This is a genomic window from Antarctobacter heliothermus, assembly GCF_900188425.1.
Taxonomy (GTDB): domain Bacteria; phylum Pseudomonadota; class Alphaproteobacteria; order Rhodobacterales; family Rhodobacteraceae; genus Antarctobacter; species Antarctobacter heliothermus.
In genome coordinates, this window is sequence record NZ_FZON01000004.1 from 123,933 (window position 1) to 144,098 (window position 20,166).

24 protein-coding genes are annotated in these 20,166 nt (G+C 59.7%); 8 read left to right on the plus strand and 16 right to left on the minus strand.

Features of this window, described 5'->3' with window-relative positions; translation table 11 throughout:
- Window positions 1-18 precede the first annotated feature (18 nt).
- From flhA to CHB90_RS03585, 4 genes are read left to right on the plus strand one after another with little or no spacing between them, the layout of a single operon-like run.
- Window positions 19-2,094 carry a flagellar biosynthesis protein FlhA gene (gene flhA, locus CHB90_RS03570; RefSeq protein WP_089276480.1) on the plus strand — a complete coding sequence of 692 codons (2,076 nt, stop codon included), beginning with the start codon at window positions 19-21 and terminating at the stop codon, window positions 2,092-2,094.
- A complete protein-coding gene (locus tag CHB90_RS03575) occupies window positions 2,091-2,858 on the plus strand; it encodes a flagellar biosynthetic protein FliR (RefSeq protein ID WP_342744945.1) in 768 nt (255 codons plus the stop codon). Before flhA ends, CHB90_RS03575 begins: the two co-directional genes overlap by 4 nt.
- 6 nt (window positions 2,859-2,864) lie before the next feature.
- Window positions 2,865-3,953: an EscU/YscU/HrcU family type III secretion system export apparatus switch protein gene (locus CHB90_RS03580; RefSeq protein ID WP_089276481.1), complete on the plus strand. Its 1,089-nt coding sequence runs from the start codon at window positions 2,865-2,867 to the stop codon at window positions 3,951-3,953.
- 26 nt (window positions 3,954-3,979) lie between these two features.
- Window positions 3,980-4,381, plus strand: coding sequence for a hypothetical protein (locus tag CHB90_RS03585; RefSeq protein WP_245823150.1), 402 nt, complete (start codon window positions 3,980-3,982; stop codon window positions 4,379-4,381).
- Window positions 4,382-4,445: 64 nt separating this feature from the next.
- On the opposite strand, the gene CHB90_RS03590 is transcribed toward CHB90_RS03585, so the two are convergent.
- From CHB90_RS03590 to CHB90_RS03630, 9 genes are read right to left on the minus strand one after another with little or no spacing between them, the layout of a single operon-like run.
- Window positions 4,446-4,967 carry a flagellar basal body-associated FliL family protein gene (locus CHB90_RS03590; RefSeq protein ID WP_089276483.1) on the minus strand — a complete coding sequence of 174 codons (522 nt, stop codon included), beginning with the start codon at window positions 4,965-4,967 and terminating at the stop codon, window positions 4,446-4,448.
- A gap of 9 nt (window positions 4,968-4,976) precedes the next feature.
- Window positions 4,977-5,705, minus strand: a complete 729-nt coding sequence (gene flgH, locus CHB90_RS03595; RefSeq protein WP_089276484.1) for a flagellar basal body L-ring protein FlgH — start codon at window positions 5,703-5,705, stop codon at window positions 4,977-4,979.
- Between the two features lie 8 nt (window positions 5,706-5,713).
- Window positions 5,714-6,127 (minus strand): flagellar basal body P-ring formation chaperone FlgA, encoded by a 414-nt coding sequence (gene flgA, locus CHB90_RS03600; protein ID WP_089276485.1) that lies wholly within the window; start codon window positions 6,125-6,127, stop codon window positions 5,714-5,716.
- Window positions 6,127-6,912 carry a flagellar basal-body rod protein FlgG gene (gene flgG, locus CHB90_RS03605; RefSeq protein ID WP_089276486.1) on the minus strand — a complete coding sequence of 262 codons (786 nt, stop codon included), beginning with the start codon at window positions 6,910-6,912 and terminating at the stop codon, window positions 6,127-6,129. The genes flgA and flgG overlap by 1 nt, the downstream gene beginning before the upstream one ends.
- Before the next feature lie 10 nt (window positions 6,913-6,922).
- Window positions 6,923-7,636 carry a flagellar hook-basal body complex protein gene (locus CHB90_RS03610; RefSeq protein WP_089276487.1) on the minus strand — a complete coding sequence of 238 codons (714 nt, stop codon included), beginning with the start codon at window positions 7,634-7,636 and terminating at the stop codon, window positions 6,923-6,925.
- Between the two features lies 1 nt (window position 7,637).
- Complete coding sequence (locus CHB90_RS03615) at window positions 7,638-7,907, minus strand: flagellar biosynthetic protein FliQ (RefSeq protein WP_089276488.1); 270 nt, start codon at window positions 7,905-7,907, stop codon at window positions 7,638-7,640.
- A gap of 4 nt (window positions 7,908-7,911) precedes the next feature.
- Window positions 7,912-8,205: a flagellar hook-basal body complex protein FliE gene (fliE, locus tag CHB90_RS03620; RefSeq protein ID WP_089276489.1), complete on the minus strand. Its 294-nt coding sequence runs from the start codon at window positions 8,203-8,205 to the stop codon at window positions 7,912-7,914.
- A gap of 32 nt (window positions 8,206-8,237) precedes the next feature.
- Complete coding sequence (gene flgC / locus CHB90_RS03625; protein ID WP_089276490.1) at window positions 8,238-8,627, minus strand: flagellar basal body rod protein FlgC; 390 nt, start codon at window positions 8,625-8,627, stop codon at window positions 8,238-8,240.
- Between the two features lie 15 nt (window positions 8,628-8,642).
- On the minus strand, window positions 8,643-9,017 hold the full coding sequence (locus CHB90_RS03630) for a FlgB family protein (protein WP_089276491.1): 375 nt from the start codon (window positions 9,015-9,017) through the stop codon (window positions 8,643-8,645).
- Between the two features lie 84 nt (window positions 9,018-9,101).
- Here CHB90_RS03630 and CHB90_RS03635 point away from each other — a divergent pair, with 84 nt between their 5' ends.
- Entirely contained in the window at window positions 9,102-10,469 is a 1,368-nt protein-coding gene (locus CHB90_RS03635) for a FliI/YscN family ATPase (protein WP_089276492.1), read from the plus strand.
- Window positions 10,470-10,488: 19 nt separating this feature from the next.
- Here CHB90_RS03635 and CHB90_RS03640 read toward each other — a convergent pair whose 3' ends face one another.
- The 6 genes from CHB90_RS03640 to CHB90_RS03665 form a co-directional block, all read right to left on the minus strand.
- Window positions 10,489-11,697, minus strand: coding sequence for a DUF1217 domain-containing protein (locus CHB90_RS03640; RefSeq protein WP_245823151.1), 1,209 nt, complete (start codon window positions 11,695-11,697; stop codon window positions 10,489-10,491).
- 12 nt (window positions 11,698-11,709) lie between these two features.
- Window positions 11,710-12,120: a flagellar biosynthesis repressor FlbT gene (gene flbT / locus CHB90_RS03645; protein WP_089276493.1), complete on the minus strand. Its 411-nt coding sequence runs from the start codon at window positions 12,118-12,120 to the stop codon at window positions 11,710-11,712.
- Window positions 12,117-12,494, minus strand: coding sequence for a flagellar biosynthesis regulator FlaF (gene flaF / locus CHB90_RS03650; RefSeq protein ID WP_089276494.1), 378 nt, complete (start codon window positions 12,492-12,494; stop codon window positions 12,117-12,119). Before flaF ends, flbT begins: the two co-directional genes overlap by 4 nt.
- 73 nt (window positions 12,495-12,567) lie before the next feature.
- A complete protein-coding gene (locus tag CHB90_RS03655) occupies window positions 12,568-13,905 on the minus strand; it encodes a flagellin (RefSeq protein WP_089276495.1) in 1,338 nt (445 codons plus the stop codon).
- A gap of 200 nt (window positions 13,906-14,105) precedes the next feature.
- Window positions 14,106-14,453 carry a hypothetical protein gene (locus CHB90_RS03660; RefSeq protein ID WP_089276496.1) on the minus strand — a complete coding sequence of 116 codons (348 nt, stop codon included), beginning with the start codon at window positions 14,451-14,453 and terminating at the stop codon, window positions 14,106-14,108.
- On the minus strand, window positions 14,446-14,715 hold the full coding sequence (locus tag CHB90_RS03665) for a rod-binding protein (RefSeq protein WP_089276497.1): 270 nt from the start codon (window positions 14,713-14,715) through the stop codon (window positions 14,446-14,448). Before CHB90_RS03665 ends, CHB90_RS03660 begins: the two co-directional genes overlap by 8 nt.
- Window positions 14,716-14,826: 111 nt before the next feature.
- Between CHB90_RS03665 and CHB90_RS03670 the strand changes: the two genes are divergently transcribed.
- The 3 genes from CHB90_RS03670 to CHB90_RS03680 all read left to right on the plus strand — a co-directional run bounded on the left by CHB90_RS03670 (window position 14,827) and on the right by CHB90_RS03680 (window position 18,535).
- On the plus strand, window positions 14,827-17,238 hold the full coding sequence (locus CHB90_RS03670; protein ID WP_089276498.1) for a flagellar hook-length control protein FliK: 2,412 nt from the start codon (window positions 14,827-14,829) through the stop codon (window positions 17,236-17,238).
- Between the two features lie 8 nt (window positions 17,239-17,246).
- Window positions 17,247-17,930 (plus strand): flagellar hook capping FlgD N-terminal domain-containing protein, encoded by a 684-nt coding sequence (locus tag CHB90_RS03675; protein ID WP_089276499.1) that lies wholly within the window; start codon window positions 17,247-17,249, stop codon window positions 17,928-17,930.
- 419 nt (window positions 17,931-18,349) lie between these two features.
- Window positions 18,350-18,535 (plus strand): hypothetical protein, encoded by a 186-nt coding sequence (locus CHB90_RS03680; protein WP_089276500.1) that lies wholly within the window; start codon window positions 18,350-18,352, stop codon window positions 18,533-18,535.
- A gap of 97 nt (window positions 18,536-18,632) precedes the next feature.
- Here the strand turns inward: CHB90_RS03680 and ubiB are convergent, their stop codons facing one another.
- A complete protein-coding gene (gene ubiB / locus CHB90_RS03685) occupies window positions 18,633-20,165 on the minus strand; it encodes a 2-polyprenylphenol 6-hydroxylase (protein WP_089276501.1) in 1,533 nt (510 codons plus the stop codon).
- Window position 20,166 lies beyond the last annotated feature (1 nt).

A 20,166-nucleotide genomic window follows, 5' to 3' on the forward strand; every position in this document is an offset into this window, starting at 1 on the left:
ACAGCGAGAAAGCAGCCCATGTCACCTTCAAGCCTCTTCAAACCGACGATCCTGATGGCGCTCGCGCTAATGGCGGTGATTGTCATGATGGTTTTGCCCGTACCCTCCTGGGTACTGGATGTCGGTCTGGCCGCGTCCTTTGGTCTTGCAATTCTGATCTTTACGGTCACGCTTTTTATCGAACGCCCGCTGGATTTTTCCGCATTTCCGACAATCCTTTTGACCTCGCTGATGCTGCGGCTGTCGCTCAACGTCAGCTCTACCAAGTTGATCATTGGTCAGGGGCACACCGGCACTCATGCGGCCGGTGAGGTAATCGAAGGTTTCGCCAATTTTGTCATGGGCGGCAGCGTTTTTCTGGGCCTTGTTGTCTTTGGCGTGCTGATGATCGTGAACTTTGCCGTGATCACCAAAGGTTCGGCACGCATGGCCGAGGTTTCGGCCCGCTTTGCGCTAGACGCGATGCCGGGAAAACAATTGGCCATCGATGCGGACATGTCGGCCGGAGCCATCGACCACGCAGAAGCCAAGCGCCGTCGTGAAACCGAACAGCAAGAGACAACCTTTTTCGGATCTCTCGACGGGGCGTCGAAATTCGTCAAGGGCGACGCAGTTGCCGGCCTTTTGATTACCATATTGAATCTTGTCATGGGGATCATCATGGGCACCGTGATGCACGGTATGCCGCTGAGCAGCGCGCTTGAGACCTATGCCATCCTGACCGTTGGTGACGGGCTGGTATCTCAGATCCCGGCTGTGATCATTTCGATTGCGGCAGGTCTCTTGCTGGCGCGTGGCGGGTCCACCGGCGCGACGGATGTCGCGGTTGCAGCCCAACTCGGGCGGCATCCCTCGGCGCTTTTGGCGGTTGCAGTGCTGATGGTGCTTTTTGCGCTGGTTCCAGGCCTGCCTTTTGTGCCCTTCATTCTTGGCGGCGGGGTTCTTGGCGGGACAGCATGGTGGTTGTCCAGACGTCCTCCTGAAACAGAAGACAGCACAGACACCACCGAGGAAGAGCCCGGGCCGCCCGTTCAGCATATGGGAGACGTTCTTGATCTGGACGACATCCATGTCGAGTTTGCACCCGATCTGGTCAATATGGTGCTGGATCCGGGCACCGGGCTGGACGTCAGAATTGCCAACATGCGGCGGCATATCGCGTCGCATTTCGGCCTCGTCCTGCCAGAAATCCGGCTGACGGACGCCCCTTCCTTGCCGACCGGCACTTATGTGATCCGCATCCACGGGGTCGAAATGGCGCGGGGTGAGTTGAATCCCGACTTCGTTCTTGCACTCTTGCCGGAGTTCAGCGGTGCCCTGCCACAGGGACGTGACGTTACTGAACCAGTCTACGGCGCGCCCGCACGCTGGTTGCGGCCCGAGGATCAGGAAAAGGCAGCGATCACCGGAGCGACAATCGTTTCACCAACCGAAGTGCTGGCAACCCATCTGCTGGAGGTTATCCGACGCAACTTTGGCCGCCTTCTCACGTTGAAGGCGTTGCGCCGTCTACTGGATGAAATGGTTTCTCTCAGCAACCAATCTCGGGCCGAAGCAAATCGCAAGCTTCTGGATGAGCTGATCCCGGACAAGGTGCAGATCGATACTCTGCTTCAGGTGCTACGTCTGTTGTTGGATGAACAGGTTTCAGTGCGCAACCTGCCGTTGATCCTTGAGACAATTGCCGAAATGCGGGGCCAGCAATCTCAGGCCGAAGCCATCTGTGAGCATGTGCGCCAGCGGCTTGGTTTTCAGCTTGTGGCTGGGATGCGGCGTGACGACGGGACGATTCCACTGGTGCAGCTTGCCCCGGAATGGGAAGAGACCTTTTTGTCCTATCAGGTCGAAAGCAGCCAAGGGGCGCTGGATGTGGCGCTGCCGCCGGACAAATTCGAGGCGCTCACCAGCGGTTTGGCTGATACCATCGGCGAAGCAGCAAACCGGGGCGTTTCTGCCGCTGTGGTCACATCTGCCCGACGCAGAAGGTTTCTGCGTACGGTCATGGTTGCCAAGGGCCTCAGCAATCCCGTCATGTCCTATGAGGAAATCGGGCTTGAGGCACGGCCCGCGCTGGTTGGGGTGGTGGCCGCGTGACCGCGCTGCAACCCTTGATGGAACACTTGTCAGGCGGGCTCTGGCTATCACTGGTGGTGTTTCTTCGGGTTGCGGCAACCCTTGCGGCGCTTCCCGGTCTGGGCGAACAGGTCATTTCCGTCCGTGTCCGTCTTGTCATTGCAATCATGTTGACGGTGATCGTCACACCGGCGGTAGCACCAGGGATCAATCTGCCGGACCCAACCCTTGGTGCGTTCCTGAGGGCGCTCGCCACGGAAACGCTCAGCGGATTGTTTCTGGGGATCATGTTGCGGTTGTTCATCCTCGCCATCCAGACTGCCGGCGCAATGGCCGCACAATCCACGTCTCTTTCGCAGCTATTGGGGGGGTCGGGACTCGATCCACTTCCGGCCATCGGCCATATACTGACGACGGCGGCACTGGCGCTGTTGATGGCCACCGGCTTTCACATAAAGGCTGCGGCCTTTCTTGTGTTGTCCTACGAATTGCTTCCGGCCTTGCAGTTTCCCAATCCCGCCGACGTGGCCGATGCAGGACGCCAGCGCGTGGGGCAAAGCTTTGCACTGGCATTTACTCTGGCCGCACCGTTTGTCCTGATGTCGGTGATCTACAATCTGACGTTGGGTGTGATCAACAAGGCGATGCCCCAGCTTATGGTGGCATTCGTTGGTGCGCCGGTCATCACGTTCGGGGCGATCGCGCTATTGATGATCTCTGCTCCGATCTTGCTTTCGGTTTGGTTGCAGGCCTTTGACGGCTTTCTTGCCGCGCCCTTCCGGTAGGCCACCATGTCGCAACAAGACGATTCGGCCGAAAAGAGCCATGAACCCTCCGAACGAAAACTCGATCAGGCCCGCAAAAAGGGTGAAATACCGCGCGCGCCGGACATTCTGACAGCGATGGCCTACCTTGGCATGCTGATCTGCATGGTGGCGCTGGGCGGTTCGGGTCTCACGCAATTTGCGGATTCACTCTTGCCCCTTCTGGAACAGCCCGACCGGCTGGAGGCGCTGTTCTTCGGGGATGGCGCGGCCGCAGTAGCTGGCTCAGTGATGTCGGCGGCCCTGATGCCGACGCTGCCCTTTCTCGCGGTGCCCGGGGTGTTTGTTCTGCTGACGCTTTTCGCAACCCGTGGAATGCTGTTCACCGGGTCAAAGCTGACCCCCAAGGCTTCGCGCATCAACCCGATCGAGAACGCCAAGAACAAGTTCGGTCGCAGAGGTTTGTTCGAGTTCTTCAAGAGCTTCGTCAAGTTGAGCGTCTATTCCATCCTGCTTGCGGTGTTTTTGCGCGGCAAACGGGATGTGATCATTGGCGCGCTCATGGGCACGCCGGGCGAGGTTGTTCTGAGCATGACAAGCCTCATCCAGCAATTCCTGTTCATCGTGGTTCTGATTGCGGTGGTGATAGGCGGAATCGACCTGTTCTGGCAACGGGCTGAACATATTCGCAAAAACCGGATGACCATGAAGGAGTTGCGCGACGAGATGAGGGAGTCAGAGGGCGATCCACACCTCAAACAACATCGCCGCATGCGGGCGCAGGAGTTGGCGCTGAACCAGATGATGGGTGAAGTTCCAAAGGCGGATGTGATCATTGTCAACCCGACCCACTTTGCCGTTGCCCTGAAGTGGAGCCGGATGGGCGGGTCTGCCCCGGTTTGCGTAGCCAAGGGCCAGGATGCCGTCGCGGCGCGCATTCGTGAGGCGGCAAAAGACGCCGGAGTTCCGATCCATTCCGACCCGCCAACCGCGCGGGCGCTGTACGCCACGACAAAAATCGGCGCGGAAATTGCGGCGGATCACTATCGGCCGGTGGCGGCGGCGATCCGTTTCGCAGACCGAATGCGTGCCAAGGCAACGGAGAAGCGCTGGTGACATCCAAATATGATGATCTGACCGAAGTGACAGAATTGTTGTTGGAAAGAGATCTCGAAAAACATCGAAGAAACCTTGCTGAAAGCAACAGGCTTGCAGGTGAATTGGCGCAGATCGACAGCTTGCGACAGGCTGCTCAATCGGACACCGGGGCGATAAACGCCAGACAGATATTGGGCGCGGACACGTTGTGGCAGGGTTGGCTGGCGACACGACGGGCAGAGATCCTGCGGCACAGCGCCATGGCCAGAGCGCAGGAAGCAGACAGTTTTGCGCGCGCAAGAACCGCGTTTTCGCGAGTCGAAGCAGCCAATAACCTGGCCCGCGAAGAGGTGGAAGCCCGCCAGAAACGTCGACTGAAGGCCGAGGCGGATGCCAACGACGCGCTGAGTATTTTGCGCGAAGGGCGGGATAGGGGTTTCAACTGATCCCTGAACGGCAAAGGCCACCCCGAAAAGGGTGGCCTGCAAGAGTACCGCACTTATCGCTTGGTCAGGCCGCGTCCTGGCGTGCGATTTCAGTTATCAACACATCCTGTACGTCCGATCCCAAAACTGAGCGCGCGGCATCAAGAAGGGCAGAGCGCAGAATTTCCATCCGGTCGCCGGACGTAAAGGGGCCTTCGAAACCGCCGATATTGGCATGATCGAACATGACCTGAAGAAAAACGTCCCGCAATTTCGGCTCGCGCGCATAGACCGTCTGGCTTGTTCCGCCGCTGACCTCCAAGCTCAAAGCCGCCACAACAAGTGCCTCAACCCTTTTTGCGCCCATGATGGGAATGACGAACTGATTGTTTAGCTTGACGTATTCGTTGCCCTCGCCGCCATGCGGATCCGACTTGTGTGTGTCGGCCGCCGCATGGGGGTCGTCAGAGGTGACGACGGCGTGCCCGTCACCGTGGTCCGCCACGTCCGGGGCATCCCCGTTTGCAGGCATCAGGAACAATCCGGCGCCGACGCCTGCACCGGTGCCGATCAGAGCCAGCACAATTGGGAGCATTTTCTTGAGCATGTACCGACCTCAGAAGGGCAGGATCGCATCCAGCACCTGCTGGCCGAGCCTGGGTTGCTGCATGTCGCTGATCTGACCGCGCCCGCCGTAAGAAATGCGGGCCGCTGCAATCTTGTCATAGGTTATTTCGTTCTGGCGCGAGATATCCTCGGGCCGGACGTAGCCCGATACCAGCAGTTCACGCAGTTCAAAGTTCACCCTGACTTCCTGACTGCCCTCTATGGCCAGAACGCCATTGGGCAACACATCGATCACCGTGACCGCGACGCGCAGGGTCAGGCTTTCGCTGCGGCGCACTGACCCGTCGCCACTGGCATCACTGGATGACTTGATCGAAACCGCGTCGTCGAGGCTTGCACCGTCAGTGATACCCTGATTAATTCGTTGCGGAATTCCGAACAGGGCAGGGACTCCCAGGCTTTCCGATCCCGATCGCGACCGCGAGGTTTGGTTCTTGATCTCGGCGCTTTCGTCGATCTCGATCACGACCGTCATGATGTCACCGCGCCTTACCGCGCGCCGGTCGCCAAGCAGAGACGTTTTCCCGCCACTCCAGAGAGAGGCGCGATCCGCTCCGCGTTTAGACGCGGCCCCCGGCGGCAAACCCGAGGCGATCATCGCGACACGCTCGGGACTGCTGGTATCGGGCGTGAAATCAGGTTCTTTGCCGATGTGATCGATCCGCGCACAGGCGCCTGCAGCCAGGGCCAGTCCGATCAGGCCAAATTGTCGCAACATTTCTGTCCTCACTTGTTCACCAGAATGCGGCCGTCCGGGGAAATCGTCCCGAACAGCACGGTGCGCGAATCCACGTTCATGACGCGAATACGCTCACCTGCCGCGCCGCGGCCCAGCGACCGCCCCTCGGCCTTGATCCGCAGGCCGGCGTGGGCATAGACCAATTCAACCGCCTGGTTGCGATCCACCAGCGCGGGTCGTCCGACGGCGCCGCGCATCACGGCGCGCCCTGGGTAGATCGCTGTCCGCGCCTCTTGTCCGATAACCGCGTCGAGCACTGCATAGGCACCAGTTACCTGCGCTGGATCGAGGCGCACGGCATCCGCAGTGATGATCTGTTGCGGGCGGATGGTCTGCGTGGCGACCACGGTTTCTGCTGCCGCCAGTGCGGGGACAAACGCAAACAGGACCAACCAGCGCATCAGCGCACCTGCGCCGTTGCGCCCATCATCTGATCGGCGGCGGAAATCACTTTGGAGTTCAGTTCATAGCCCCGTTGCGCCTCGATCAGGTCGGTGATTTCCTTGACGGCGTCCACCGAACTGTCTTCGAGGTAGCCCTGCCGTACCGTTCCCAACCCGTCCTGACCGGGCGTCGTCTGGAGCGCGGGGCCAGAGGCCTCTGTCTCGACGAAAAGGTTGGAACCGATCGCTTCCAATCCCTTGGGGTTGGAAAACCCCGACAGGGTGAACTGACCTAACAGCTGACCCTCGGGGTCGTTCTGGAAGTAGGCATAGACTTCGCCGTCGGCGTTTATCGAGATGCTGCGGGCATCCTCGGGTATGACGATCTCGGGCGAGACTGGGAAACCTTCGGACGTGACGATCAGACCTTCTCCCGTTCGTTTCAGTCCGCCGTCACGGGTGTAGCCCAATTGTCCCGACGGCAGCGTTACCTCCAGATACCCATTGCCCTCAATGGCAAGGTCAAGATCGCCGCCTGTGGCGGACAAGGCCCCCTGTTGCAACTGCATGGAAACGGCGGCGGGGCGAACACCAAGGCCCAGCTGGACCCCGGTGGGCAAAACCGTCCCGTCCGCGGCGCTGACAGACCCGGCACGGGCCAGTTGTTGATAGTGCAGGTCGGCGAATTCGGCCCGGCGGGCGTTGTAGCCCGTCGTGCTCATGTTCGAAAGGTTGTTCGAGATGACTTCGACCCGCATTTGCTGGGCGCTCATCCCGGTGGCGGCAATCTTGAGGGCTCGCATGTGACGGCTCCTATTTGATGAAGGCTTTCAGAGCGCTGCGGATGCGTTCATCCTCTCGCTCCATGAAACTCTGACCCAGCTCATAGGCGCGTTGCACCTCGACCATTCGGGCCACTTGCAGGATCGGATCGACGTTTGATGCCTCGACAAAGCCCTGCATGACGCGGGGATCCTCGACGGGTTCGAAACCGGCATCGCTGCGGAACATCTGACCGCCTTCGCGGATCATGCCCTGCGGTTCCAGCGGTTGCACAACCCCGACCCGTCCGATTGGACGACCCTCTGTGCTGATAGTGCCATCGCGGGCGATCGCGAGGCCAACCGCCTGCGGCGGCACAAAGATCGGCGCGCCGCTTTCGTCAAGAACCGGGTGACCGTCCGGGGTGACCAGCGTTCCTTCGGCGCTGGGCGAAAAGGCACCGGCGCGGGTCAGGCGTTGTCCATCGCCGGTTTCCACCAGAAAGAACCCGTCTCCCTCAATTGCGAGGTCATACAGACCGCCGGTCTGTTCCAAGGTGCCTTGCCGAAGCGAGGTGGAGCCGATGCGCCCGGCGGCCATGGCCACGGCGGCCATCCCGTCGCCTTCGGCAACGAATTCGGAAAAGATCATGCCCTCTTGCCGGTAGCCGGTGGTATTGGCGTTGGCGATGTTGTTGGCGATCACCTGCATTTCACGCATCAGGCTCGATTGCCGAGAAAGGGCGGCGTAGCCGGCAGTTTCCATGTCAGCCTCCGGTGATAAGGGGAATGATCTGCCCCTGGAAAAAATCCACGAGCGTGCGTGTCATAAAGCTCATCGACATCCAGAAGACGGCGACAATGGCAAGCAACTTGGGCACAAACGTCAGCGTCATCTCCTGGATGGAGGTGAGCGCCTGAAACAGGCCGACGCCGACCCCCATGACCAGCGCGGCGGACAGGATCGGCACGGAGGTCACGGTGGCGATCCACAACCCCATGCGCAACGTGTCGAAGAAGACGACCTCTGTCAGCATGGCGTCAGACCGGCATCCTGAGGATTTCCTGATAGGCCTCGACAACCTTGTCGCGCACCGCGACCACGGTTTCGACGGCCAGTTCGGATTGGGCCAGCGCCTCGACCAGGGCGTGCGGGTCGGCGTCGCTGGTCATCGCGGTTTTGGCTGTCTCCTCGGCTTGTCGCAGCTGATCAACGAACTCCTCCGTGATGCGGGTAAAGTCCTTTTCCAGCGGCACGGCCTGTTCGGGTTCGGGCTGCATGGCGGGGCGAGAGGCCGCATATTTCTGCGCGGCAAATAGGGAACGGACGTCCATTCTGGTCTCCTATCACTATGAATATCAGGGGGTTAACGACGCAACAGGTCCATCAGGCTGGTCGACATCTGGCGCGTCTGGTCAAACATCTTGAGATTGGCCTCATACGATCGCTGCGCTTCGCGGGCATCGGCAATCTCGATGATCAGGTCGACATTGGACCCAAGGTAGGTGCCGGTCTCATCGGCAAGCGGATGCGCAGGATCGTGAACAACCTCCAGATCCGTGCGATCCAGCGTGACATCACCCGCCTTGACTCCGGTCACATCTGCGGCGGTGGGCACGGCTTCGAACGGCATGGTTTTGCGGCGATAGCCGGGTGTATCGACGTTGGCGATGTTCTCGGACAAAAGACGCAGGCGCGCGGCCTGTGCCTGCAGGCCCGTTGTGGTCACTTTCAACGCGTTTGAAAAATCACTCATCGGATTATTCCTTTATCAACGGCCAAGACTGGCGCGCAGGATACTGAGGTTGCTGCGGTAAATGGCCAAAGCGCGGTCATGCTGACGCTTGGCGTCCACGGCTGTGACCATCTCTTGTTCAAGTGAGACAGTGTTGCCGTTGGGATCCAGCGCATCGCGGCGTTCGGAGATATCGACCGAACGGCCGTTGCTGCCGTTGAGGTGCCGGTCGCGCGACGCCCGCTGACCCATCATAGAGTCGCGCAAGGTTTCGCCAAATTCCGGCAATTCGCGGGCCCGGTAACCGGGTGTATCCGCATTTGCGATATTCTGGCTGCTGAAAGCCTGCTGCATGCCCGCATGCCGCGCCATGGCCATCGCCGTTCTGAAGACGTCCAAATTCTGGAACATCGGGGCTTCTCCCTCGATTGCTTAAATCAAGGCTTAACGCTGATTCCTTTAGATATGGTTTGCGAGGAATGAACGGAGCGAACGATGGACGAAGACATCAATGGCCTTAGGGCACGGATTTCGCAGATGCAGCCGGTGCGCGCCGTTGGGCGCGTGCAATCGGTGGACGGCACCATCATCTGGGTGCGGGGTCTGGCGGAACATGCCTGCATCGGCGACAGGCTGCGCCTGATGCATGGCAGCAACGTTCTTGGTGGTGAGGTGTTGCGTATTCGCGATGACCTGGTCGCGATGCTGCCGGATGAGGTGCCTGATGGGGTTTCCAAGGGGGATCGGGTTGCGGTGCTTGGTCCGCCGACGCTGGCCCCGTGCGACAGTTGGATCGGGCGGGTTGTCGATGCCTACGGGCGGCCGCTTGACGGGGCGCCACTTGGACCGGGTGAACGACGTCGCCCGTTTCGGGCCAGTCCGCCACCCGCTGCCGCGCGGCGCCGACTGGGTGCGCGACTGGGCACTGGACTGGCGGTTTTCGATACGCTTCTGCCGATTGTTCAGGGACAGCGGGTTGGCCTGTTTGCCGGGTCCGGTGTCGGGAAATCACGGCTGCTTGCGCAACTTGCACAAGGGATGGACGCCGACGTGGTCGTTCTGGCGCTGGTTGGTGAACGTGGACGCGAAGTGTTGGATTTCGTGACTACAGTTCTGGGCCCCGAGGGCATGGCCCGAAGCGTGGTTGTTGCGGCCACGTCCGACCGCTCGCCATTGGAGCGCCGCCGCTGCCCGCTGGCGGCGATGACGATTGCAGAGCATTTCCGCGATCAGGGCAAACATGTGCTCTATCTTGCGGATTCCATTACCCGTTTCGCCGAAGCGCACCGCGAAGTGGCCATCGCCTCTGGCGAATTGCCCGCCCTGCGCGGCCACCCGCCATCGGTGGCACATCAGATCATGCGTCTGGCGGAACGGGCAGGACCCGGATTGCAAGGATCAGGCGACATAACCGCCGTATTCAGTGTTCTTGTCGCCGGCTCAGACATGGATGAACCCGTCGCAGATATTCTGCGCGGGGTTCTGGACGGGCATGTTGTTCTGGACCGGCAGATTGCCGAAAGAGGGCGGTTTCCGGCAATCGATCTGCTGCGCTCCGTGTCCCGCAGCCTGCCAGAAGCGGCAAATGACCATGAAAACGAATTGATTCAAAAGGTGCGCAGCCTATTGGGGGCCTATGCGCGGTCCGAAACAATGGTGCGCGCGGGTCTGTATCGCGAAGGAGAGGATCCGATATTGGATCAGGCAATGAAGGTTTGGCCGGATCTGGACGGATTCCTGGCCGAAAAATCGCTGAATGGGGCGGCAGGGGCGTTTCAAAAGTTGGAGCTTATCCTGCGACGTAGCACAGTTGCTCCGCCGCGCCGCCCGCAACAGGGGCGACCTGTCGCTCGGGCCCGGTAGGCGGTCCGCTACCGCAGGATCAGGCGCGCTGTATGTTGATTGAGGACAACAGCGTCAGTGCGATCTGGTTCGATCCAGTGCCCGACGACTGTGCCACCTGTGATTGTAGTAGGTAACTGTGGATTACCTTGTTCAGGATTGCGGGATCCTCAAGATCGGCGAATTCCGAAATGCCGAAACGGCTTTGCGCTTTGTCGGTCAGTGTTTCCAACTGTTTGTCGAGGTCGATTTGGCTGAAACCATCGGGCAAGCCCAGTGCAGTTTCAAAGACGCTGCGCATCATCGTATCGCCCAGCACGTTGAACCACTTGGTGTTGTCAGAAGATGACAATCCGGCAAGTCCGGGTGCCGCGCGTTGAAAACTGAGTGCGGTTCCGATTGCCGCGTCAACTCCGCTGACGGCCTCTTCGAAAAGCTGCCATTGATGGTTGTCGATGATGTCATTGGCGAAATTTCCGGCCTGTAGGGCCGTCGTCGGTTCCGTATCAAATCCAAACGCCTGAGACATTTGGGCCAGACCCTTTTCGCCCAACACATTTGCGAGCGCGCCGGGTCCATCGCCGCCATCCTGCAATGCCTGCTTCAGGAGCTTGGGAGAATTGATCCATTTTTCGGCACCAAAGGCCCCCAATGCGACCTTCAATAGATCGGTATCTGCAAGGAAGTCATCAACCGATGTGATCGAACCAATGTTTTCTTCCAAATAGGCTTTGGTCGATTCCAGTACCAACAGAGTCTGTTCTTCCAATGCCGCAGCTGCGTCCGGATCGTTCACATATTCCGGTTGTGTCAAAAGCGCGGCAAGGTCGTCACGCACCTTGACATCGTAGGCTGCAGTGATGTCATCGGCAAACCCGTCGTCCTGAAAGGGAAAATCGATGGTTTCGGAAAAGTCGAATGCATTGGCCAACGCCACATAGCGCCCGTCGTTCAGCTTGTTGGCAAGGGCCGTGTTGTCTTCAGTCCCTTCTTCAAGAACGCGGTTGATCAGATAGGTGCTATCCACCTGGTCAGACAGACCAAAGGCAGACAGCGCCACACTCAACAAACGCCGATCGTCAACCAATTCCGCGCCGGATGAGATAGTGCCGATTTTCTCGGCAAAATACTCGGTATCCCGGGCAATCTCTGCACTGGCATTGAAAGACGTGCGCTGGGTGTTCAGCGTTGACTGCAAAACCTGCCAACCGACCAGGCCAGTGCCCGGTATCATCGGAGTGATGGCCATCACGATCTCCCGTTATTGCGGCGCTGGCCCAGCAGCCAAAAGCCTGTCTTCACGTGGAATCAAGGCGCGCAGAGCCTTGAGACACTGATAGAACTGTTCTCCAAGCAGGGCCTCGGTTGCCTGGGTCAGCAAACGTCGGCTGTCGGCATCGACCAGGATCTGGCTCAACTCCTCGATACGGGGCAGCAACTGTGCCCGCGCCTCTTCGGCGCTGGCATCTCCGGTCAGGATGAGTTGTGCGTGATAGCATAGCCTCCGAACCGGTGTCTTTGCCTCTCCGGGGTGGATCGCGTCGCGCAGACGCAGGACATTGGCATTGGGGGTCACGATCGACAGGCGGCTGCGGCGGTCGCCGTTTTCGATCACGGCCCCATTGATCAGCACGCGTTCGCGCGGACCGAGTTTCAGGACTAATCCACTCATTTCTGTATGCTCCTGCCGCTCAATCCCTTCAGGATCGCGGCGTTGATTTCCAGCAGCGGTCTGACACGCGCCTTTTTGGTCAGCACCTGTGAGGTTTGGTGCTGCACAAATTCTGCGAGATAGAAGATTCGGGCCCGCAATTCGGCTGGCAAGGCATTGTCACTGTCAGCCACATCCACCGCCAATGCAGTCCAAAGGCGTTGATTGTCGGAAAGCGCTTCGACCAGTTTCGGGTAGGATCGTGGACCCGCTTCGGCGGCAGCCTTGATCCGATGTGTCACCCGGGCGATCAGTTCATATTCGGTGCCGCGCGGGGTCTGGGTCGAGCGGGCATTCTGGGCATAGGCCCGGTGCGCAAGTGTCTGTGCGTTCACGTCAGAACCTTCTGGTTATGAGAGTATGGAGTTGAAATCCGGGGGCCGGTCAACCGGCCCCCGGTTGGTTGCATTAGCGGAACAGCGACAGCAGTGACTGAGGTGCCTGGTTAGCGATGGACAGTGCCTGAACACCCAGCTGTTGCTGGACTTGCAGTGCCTGCAGACGGGCCGAAGCTTCTTCCATATCGGCGTCGACCAATGTGCCGATACCCGATTTCAGGGCGTCGTTCAGGCTGGTCACAAAGTCGGCCTGGGTCTCGATCCGGCCCTGGGCCGAACCGAAGGCAGCTGCCGAGTCGATGGCCGTCTGAATCAGGCCCTCGATTTCTGTCAGGGCGCTGTCGACACCGGCCTGTGTGGTCACATCGACGTTTGAGAGCGTCTCAAGACGGCCGCCGATTGTGGTGTCGGCCACTGCATAGGTGCGCACCTGGACAGAGAAGTTATCGCCGGTGTTGCTAGCACCAGTAAAGTCCAGCTGGTTGGCACTGGTTCCGTTCACGGCAGCCGCGATGCCCAGTCCATCGGTGATGGCCGAGTTGTCCGAGACATATTTGTTGAACGCGTCTGCAAGACCTTTGGTCACGTCCGCCTCGGTATCGCCGTCGCGGGCGACATAGGTGATCTCTTGCGCGCCAGCCGTTGCGGTTGTGTTCAAGGTCGCGAGACCACCGGCACCAGCGGTAATTTCGATCGAAAAGCCGGTACCAGCTGCGACGGCTGCTGTTCCCGCACCTGCGGTTTGGCCGATGACCGCAAGAGTGGTCGGTTGGGCCGCGGGGGCAGACGCGCCAGTCAGCGCCACAGCAGCCGTGTTGGCCGCGCCAGAGGCGGCATCCGAGGCCGCAGCAACGGCCGCCGCCGACGCAACGTCGATCGAACCCGCAGAGGTGCCGAGATCCTGCTTGCCGACAGTGATGTCAGAGGCCGTCACTCCACTGCCTGATCGATCAAGTGAGGCAAGGATGTTGATGCTGCCCGATCCAGCTGCGGTTTCCGTGTTCGACAACAGGTTGAGGCCATTGAACTGAGCCGCGCCCACCACTGCGGAGATTTGATCGCGCAGCGCATCGATATCGGTCTGGATCTTGCCCCGGTCGACGTTCTCTTCCTGGGCGGCGACAATCTTGCCTTTCACGTCGGTCAACAATTCGGTCACGGTTTCTGCAGCCTGGCGGGCAACAGAAACGGTCGACTGGCCCAGATTGAGGCTGTCCGAGATCCCCTTGAAGCCTTTTACGTCGGCTTCCATGACCTTCGAGATCGCCCAGACGGCAGAGTTGTCCTTGGCGCTGGCCACGCTCTTGCCAGTCGAGATTTCCTTTTGTGTGTCACCGAGGCTGGAGTTGATCGACTTGAGAGTCTGGAGCGCCACCATGGCGCCGTTGTTCGTCAGGATGCTAGACATAGATTGTCCTTGCTTTCAAAAGGCGCTTTTGCGCCGGTTGCATTTGCCGCGTACGGCATCTCTGACGTCTTTCTGACGAATGCAGCCCGAGCTCTTTGCTGGTCTGCGCCACCGATTGTGGTGCGTCGCCAACTTGGCCTTTCAATCCTAACGGAGCCCTAATCCTCTCTTTCTCTATCCGGTGTATTTTTCACAAATTCTCAGGCTCTGCGTTCGAGCCGCTTAGTTGCTGGCGCGTCGATGGTTTGACGTTTGCCGTGCGCGTCGTAGGTGTCGGTTGCGCGACGCGCGCGGTTCAGATCGCCAATGCGTGTGGCAACATTGCGAATCCCGGCCATTGCGTGGTCGAAAAGTTCCTGATTTCGGCGCAATCCTTCCCGGAGGGGGGATACATCCCCGGTGGCCAGCGGGCGATGTGCCAGGGCCTCTGCAAGGGCCTGCTTTTCTTCCATCAGGTCGGACAGCCGGTCGAAATTGCCCTCCAGAAGCGCGGCACGCTCTGATTCGAGCAGTGATTTCAGGCGTTCGGCAATGGGTTGATCAGTCATTGATTCTCTCCTTGAGGGCATGAAAGAGCGACTCTGCAAGGCCGATTCCACCGCCTTCGGTCATCTGCCGGGCCTGTTCCAGGCGCATGAAGGACGCGAACTGGTTTTCTCCTTCGCCTCCGCCAAAGCCTTCGGGCGTTTCGCCCACCTTGGCAGCCTTGAGCATTTCTGCCAGAAAGTTTGCTTCCAGTTCGCGGGCGGCATCACGCAAGGCGCGATCCTGTGGCGGCAACGGCCCCGGTTGTGTCAGGGAAATTTCCATCTGCTTTGTCTCCAATTCGACTCGCTCCGTTCGATTAGGCCTGATCGCGGTAAAGAAGTGGTAAGGAGGATCGCCCTAGTGTGGCGACGTGGAAGAATTCCCGGAGCATCCATGCTGAGCCAACTGACCAGCCTGTTGGGCCTGACCCCCGCGTCACGGAGCCCGAACACACAGACAGGCGAAGAAGCGACAATCGATTTCGCAAGCGTTTTTGCCGACGTGGGGGATGAACAGCCGAGTTGGCGCCTCGACCCGGGGCCAATCGCAGAGACAGATGAAGGCGAAGAGCCCGATGGGGTCTTGTTGCCCGAAACCGACGGTGCGTTGCCGGATGAGGTGGACGTAGATCCCCCTGTAACCCAGAGGGCGGAAACGGACGACGGTGAGATTCCGTTGGCTTCAGGGTTGAATGGAGCTGACGATCTGGGCTGGACCGATGAGGATGGCACGGTTCAGCACCGGCATGCTTCAGGACAGGAACAGCGCGACCATGACGGATTTGTAGCGACAACTGTTGCACTGGTTTCGCGGAAGAAGGCTGAAAATGCACCTGTTTCGGACGCCAGCCTCACCGTGGCTTTGAAACGTGTGCCCGCTGTTCCACCCGCAATTGGTGGCAACAGGGTCCCAGCAACCAACAGAGACGGTGATACACCGACGGACACAACAGTATTGCCACATGCTGCCCCGGTCCCTGCCTTGGGTGACCGTGGTGCAATCGCTACTGTAGAACCGAAGGATCATTCTCAGCAAATCATGGCGACATCCGGCAGCAAGGGTGCCGCTCCGCTTGAGGACCAAGACCTTGTCGCGGCGTCATTGACCAAATCTCGCGCGAAATCACGGTCCACCTCGGCTGTTCTCGCGGGCCTTGAATCCAATGGCCGTGTCGATCCGGTGGCAAAAGGGGCCGTTTTGACTGATGAGCTGTCCACTCATTTGGTGGAGGTGCAGGCGTCAGGCGCAGGACGTTACTCAAGAATGGGCACCGATCTTGCAAAACAAGTAGAACCCTCTGACGCAGCATTGATTTCCAAGGCGACAACGGAAATTGGCAAGGATGTCAGGCCGATTGCAGGACAGGCTCTCAGGGACGCCGGACAGCGGGAGTTGCCGGTTTTTCAGCTAGGACTGTCTGCCGCCGACCAGTTTCCGCGACAGTTTTCCAGGAACGTCGCGCCGAAGGCCGCAGCGCAAAAGGTATCTGCCCCTCCGCAGGACTGGTCTACCCCGGCGACGGGGAAAGGTCCCGGGCCGGATTCCACTTGGCGGACGAAACTGTCCGCACCGACCGTCTCCGTGAGTGGCGTCACAAATCAGCAAACGCCGACGGACGTGCCCGTCGCTTTGGGCGCGTCGAGGCCATTGGGCGCGACCCCGGAAACAGCAGAAATCATTGCGTCCGCCGATACCGTGAAGCCTTTGACCGTTGGTTCTGTCCCGGCTGCGGACCGGAAAGGGGAACTGCAACTTCTGCCTGCGGGCCAGTCGCTGGATCACGGTCGCCCCGCGCCAGAAGTGACGAGTGTCCGAGATTCCCGGCCCGCTGTTCCCCATGATCAGCTCGAAAGGGACGTGGAGCGAGCAGATACCTCCATCCGGGTGACTGGGGTTGCTCCGACTTCGGATTCCAAAGGGCCATCTGTTCCAGAGCTGAACCGGACCACAATCGGGCTTGCCAACATTCCCCGGTCAAAGGAAATCGCTGACCCCCCAATGCCCTCAGCACCGTACGCGAATCGCGAAAAACCGGTCATGGAATCGTTTGGAAAATCCGGGCCGATGTTCACGCCCGATCCGGTCGAAATGGAGAAAACTCCGATTGCAGCCCATCAACATCTGACAAGGCGGAGCGAGGATCGCCATTTTCGGTCTGACAAATCGACGGCCGCCGATGGGGTTGTCGTCGATCGTGCGTCAGGAACGACTTCGACAGATCGGACCGCTTACTACTCCGGTCCAGTCGCCGTGGTGGGCAAAAGCGAAGCCAGTCCGGGAGTGGCTCGTGTGACATCCCCGATGTTGGCTGACGTATCCGAGGACTCGCTTTCGGTAGAGGTGCCGCGGACCGGGGCTGTTGCGGACGTCCGACCATCCGGCGCGCAGGTGATGCCAGCGGCATCTTACACACATCGCGCTGACGCTACGGCAACTGTGCGACAGGTGGCCGAAGGCATGGCGCGGCTATCGGAGGGAAGTGTTGAAATTCGTCTTTCACCCGAAGAACTGGGGCAGGTCCGCATGCAACTCTTGCCCTCGGATACAGGTATGACCGTGCATGTTTCCGCTGACCGTCCAGAGACACTGGATCTATTGCGACGCCACATCGACCAACTTGCCCGTGACCTTGCCGATGCCGGCTACGATGGGGCGTCCTTTACCTTTTCTGAAGGCGACAGGGGACAACGTGACGGGCATCCGCCGACGGACAGAGACGGCGCTATCGTGGCCACAGAAGACCAACACACAACTCGGGCCCCGGTTGCCGCTGGCGCAACCGATGGGCTGGACCTCAGATTTTAGGAGCCGACATGACGGAAGTCACCTCTACACCGCCGCTCTACAGCAGCAAAACCACCACTGCCGCCAGCGATCCAGTCGTCACGGAAACCAAGCAGGCTGTGAGTTCCGACTTTGACACATTTCTGAAGATGCTGACCGTGCAACTTCAGAATCAGGATCCGCTCAACCCGGTTGATTCCACGGACTACGCAACGCAATTGGCGACCTTTTCATCGGTAGAGCAGCAGGTTCTCACCAATGATCTGCTCCGCGAGGTCAGCGCGACTCTCAGCGGGAATGCTCTGCAAGAATTGAGCGGATGGATCGGAATGGAGGGACTTGTCCGCGGACCGACGTTGTTCAGCGGCACCCCGATTACTGTCCGCCCCGACTACGCCGAAGAGGCTGACGATGCCGCCCTGGTCGTGCGGGATTCGAGCGGCAACGTCGTTCAGCGGTTCTCCCTCAGTCCAGGCCAGGAAGAGGTGTTGTGGGCCGGCACGGATGAGACGGGCGCCACCCTTCCGATTGGGATCTACCGGTTCGAAGTCGAGAGCTACAAAGACGAGGCGGTCATCGACACCAAGATTGCCCAAGTCTACAGCCAAATCCAAGAAGTACGAAAAAAGGATGACCTGCTGCAATTGAGAATGTCCGGCGGTTCGGAACTCGATCCTGGCCAAATCGAAGGGCTGCGTGTGCCGCAATCCTGATGAGATTCCCAGTGTCCGGTGAATCCGCCGGCCGGATTGAAGTCTTGCCGCACTGCCCACAAAAATGGGGACGCGGCCCGATTTCAACCCGCAACAGCGACAGGTGCACATTGTTTTGGCGAATCATCGCCGAGACGTATGCCGTCAGTGTGGGGGAATCGGAGAAACCGGGCTTTCAGCAAGTAACTACATGACTTATGGGCAATATTCCCGACGGTTGGGGCGCCGCCCCAGTCGATGCTTACCCTTGGGAAGCTAGGTTAGGCAGCGGCTGTTGCGGATTTGACGCGCATTTACGCAAGCGCAGCAAGGATTTGGCGATTGGCTCGTAATTGTCATTTGAACGCGAAACGGTTTGTGTGTAGGTTGGTAACTGTCGGGCGCGCTGCGTCCAAGCTTGCACAGTTTTGGAGAATAACATGAAAAAGCTTTCGATCATTGCTGCCGCCGCAGCGATCGCAGCTGTAGCAGCCGCTCCGGTGGCCGCGCAGGAAAACACTCAGGATCCGTTCGTGTCGACCGCCGGCCCGGAAATCCCCGCTCTGGCCATCATTGGTGGCATCGCCTTGATCATCGCGATCGCAGCGGCAGGCGGCACCGACTGATATTCGGTCCAGGAATTCAAGAAAACGGCGGCTCAATGAGCCGCCGTTTTTTTTGGTCTCGTCTCTTGAGTAAACTACCCTGCGGCGCGTAACCGGATCATCCGGCCATCAGCAGGAACAGCATCGCCGCTGCGCCCAGCGCGGTGCCCAGCAAAGTCCATACAATCCGGCCCGGCCAAGGATTGGGCGTCACCGGTGTCTCCGGCTGAGATTGCCGGATCAGCGCCGCCTCGACGAGTTTTGGCAATCTTGGCCCAAACCGCGCCATCACCATCGCCGTCTTCCACAAGTCCTGCGCCACGGCCTTTGGACCAATCGACTCCTTGATGTAGGCCTCGACCACGGGATGCGCGACTTTCCAGATGTTCATGCGCGGGTCCAGGGAGCGCGCGACCCCCTCGACCACGACCATGGTGCGTTGCAGCAAAATCAGTTCAGTCCGCGTCTCCATACCAAAGCGTTCGGTCACCTCGAACAGGTAGGCCAGCAGTTTGCCCATCGAAATTCGGGTGGCATCCATACCAAAGATCGGCTCTCCGACGGCGCGCAGGGCGCGGGCAAATTCATCGACGTCGCGATCCGCCGGGACATATCCCGCCTCGAAATGCACTTCGGCCACGCGTTTGTAGTCCCGCTGGATGAAGCCAAAGAGGATCTCGGCGTAAACCCGGCGGGTGTATTCGTCGATATGACCCATGATGCCAAAGTCATAGGCAACGATGTCGCCATTGGCCGCGACCTTCAGATTGCCCTGATGCATGTCGGCGTGGAAAAACCCGTCGCGTAACGCGTGATTCAAGAACAGTTGCAGCACGCGTTCTGACAGGTTCACCCGGTTGTGCCCTGCCGCATCCAGAGCGTCGTTGTCGCCCAGCGCCACGCCCTCGACCCAGCCCATGGTCATCACGCGACGACCAGACCATGGCCACTTGACCGCAGGCAGGGCGAATCCTTCATCCTTCTCGGTGTTGGCGGCGTATTCGCTGGCGGCGGCGGATTCCAGACGCAGGTCCAACTCACCTGACACGACGCCTTCGAAATGTGCGATCACCTCTTCGGGGTGCAGGCGGCGCGCGGCGGGCGAGAGATGTTCGATCATCCATGCGGCAAAATAGAAGGCATCGATGTCCTTCTGAAAGGCGCGTTCGATGCCCGGCCGCAGCACCTTGACGGCGACGGTCTCACCTGAGTCGCGCAACACGGCCTTGTGGACCTGGGCGATGGATGCGGCGGCCACGGGCTCGCTGAAGGCCGAAAAGATTTCGTCCACCGGAACGCCCAGTTCTTCTTCGATCTGTTGCTTGGCGGCGTTCACCGGGAAGGGCGGCAGTTTGTCTTGCAGGACACGCAGTTCCAGCGCCATTTCATCCCCGACCACGTCGGGCCGTGTCGACAGGATCTGGCCAAACTTGATGTAGGCCGGTCCCAAAGCGGTCAGCGCCCGCACCACTGGCGGCATTGCAGGGTTGCCCTCATCTCCCAGCCAGCGAAAAGGTCGGCCCAGCACGCGCGCGGCAATCCGCAACGGCGCGGGGGCCTCCAGCGCATCCAGCACGGCGCGCATGGCACCAGTGCGTTCCAGCGTGGCGCCGGTCCGGATCAGCCGCCAGATGTTGTGCGGTCCGCGCATC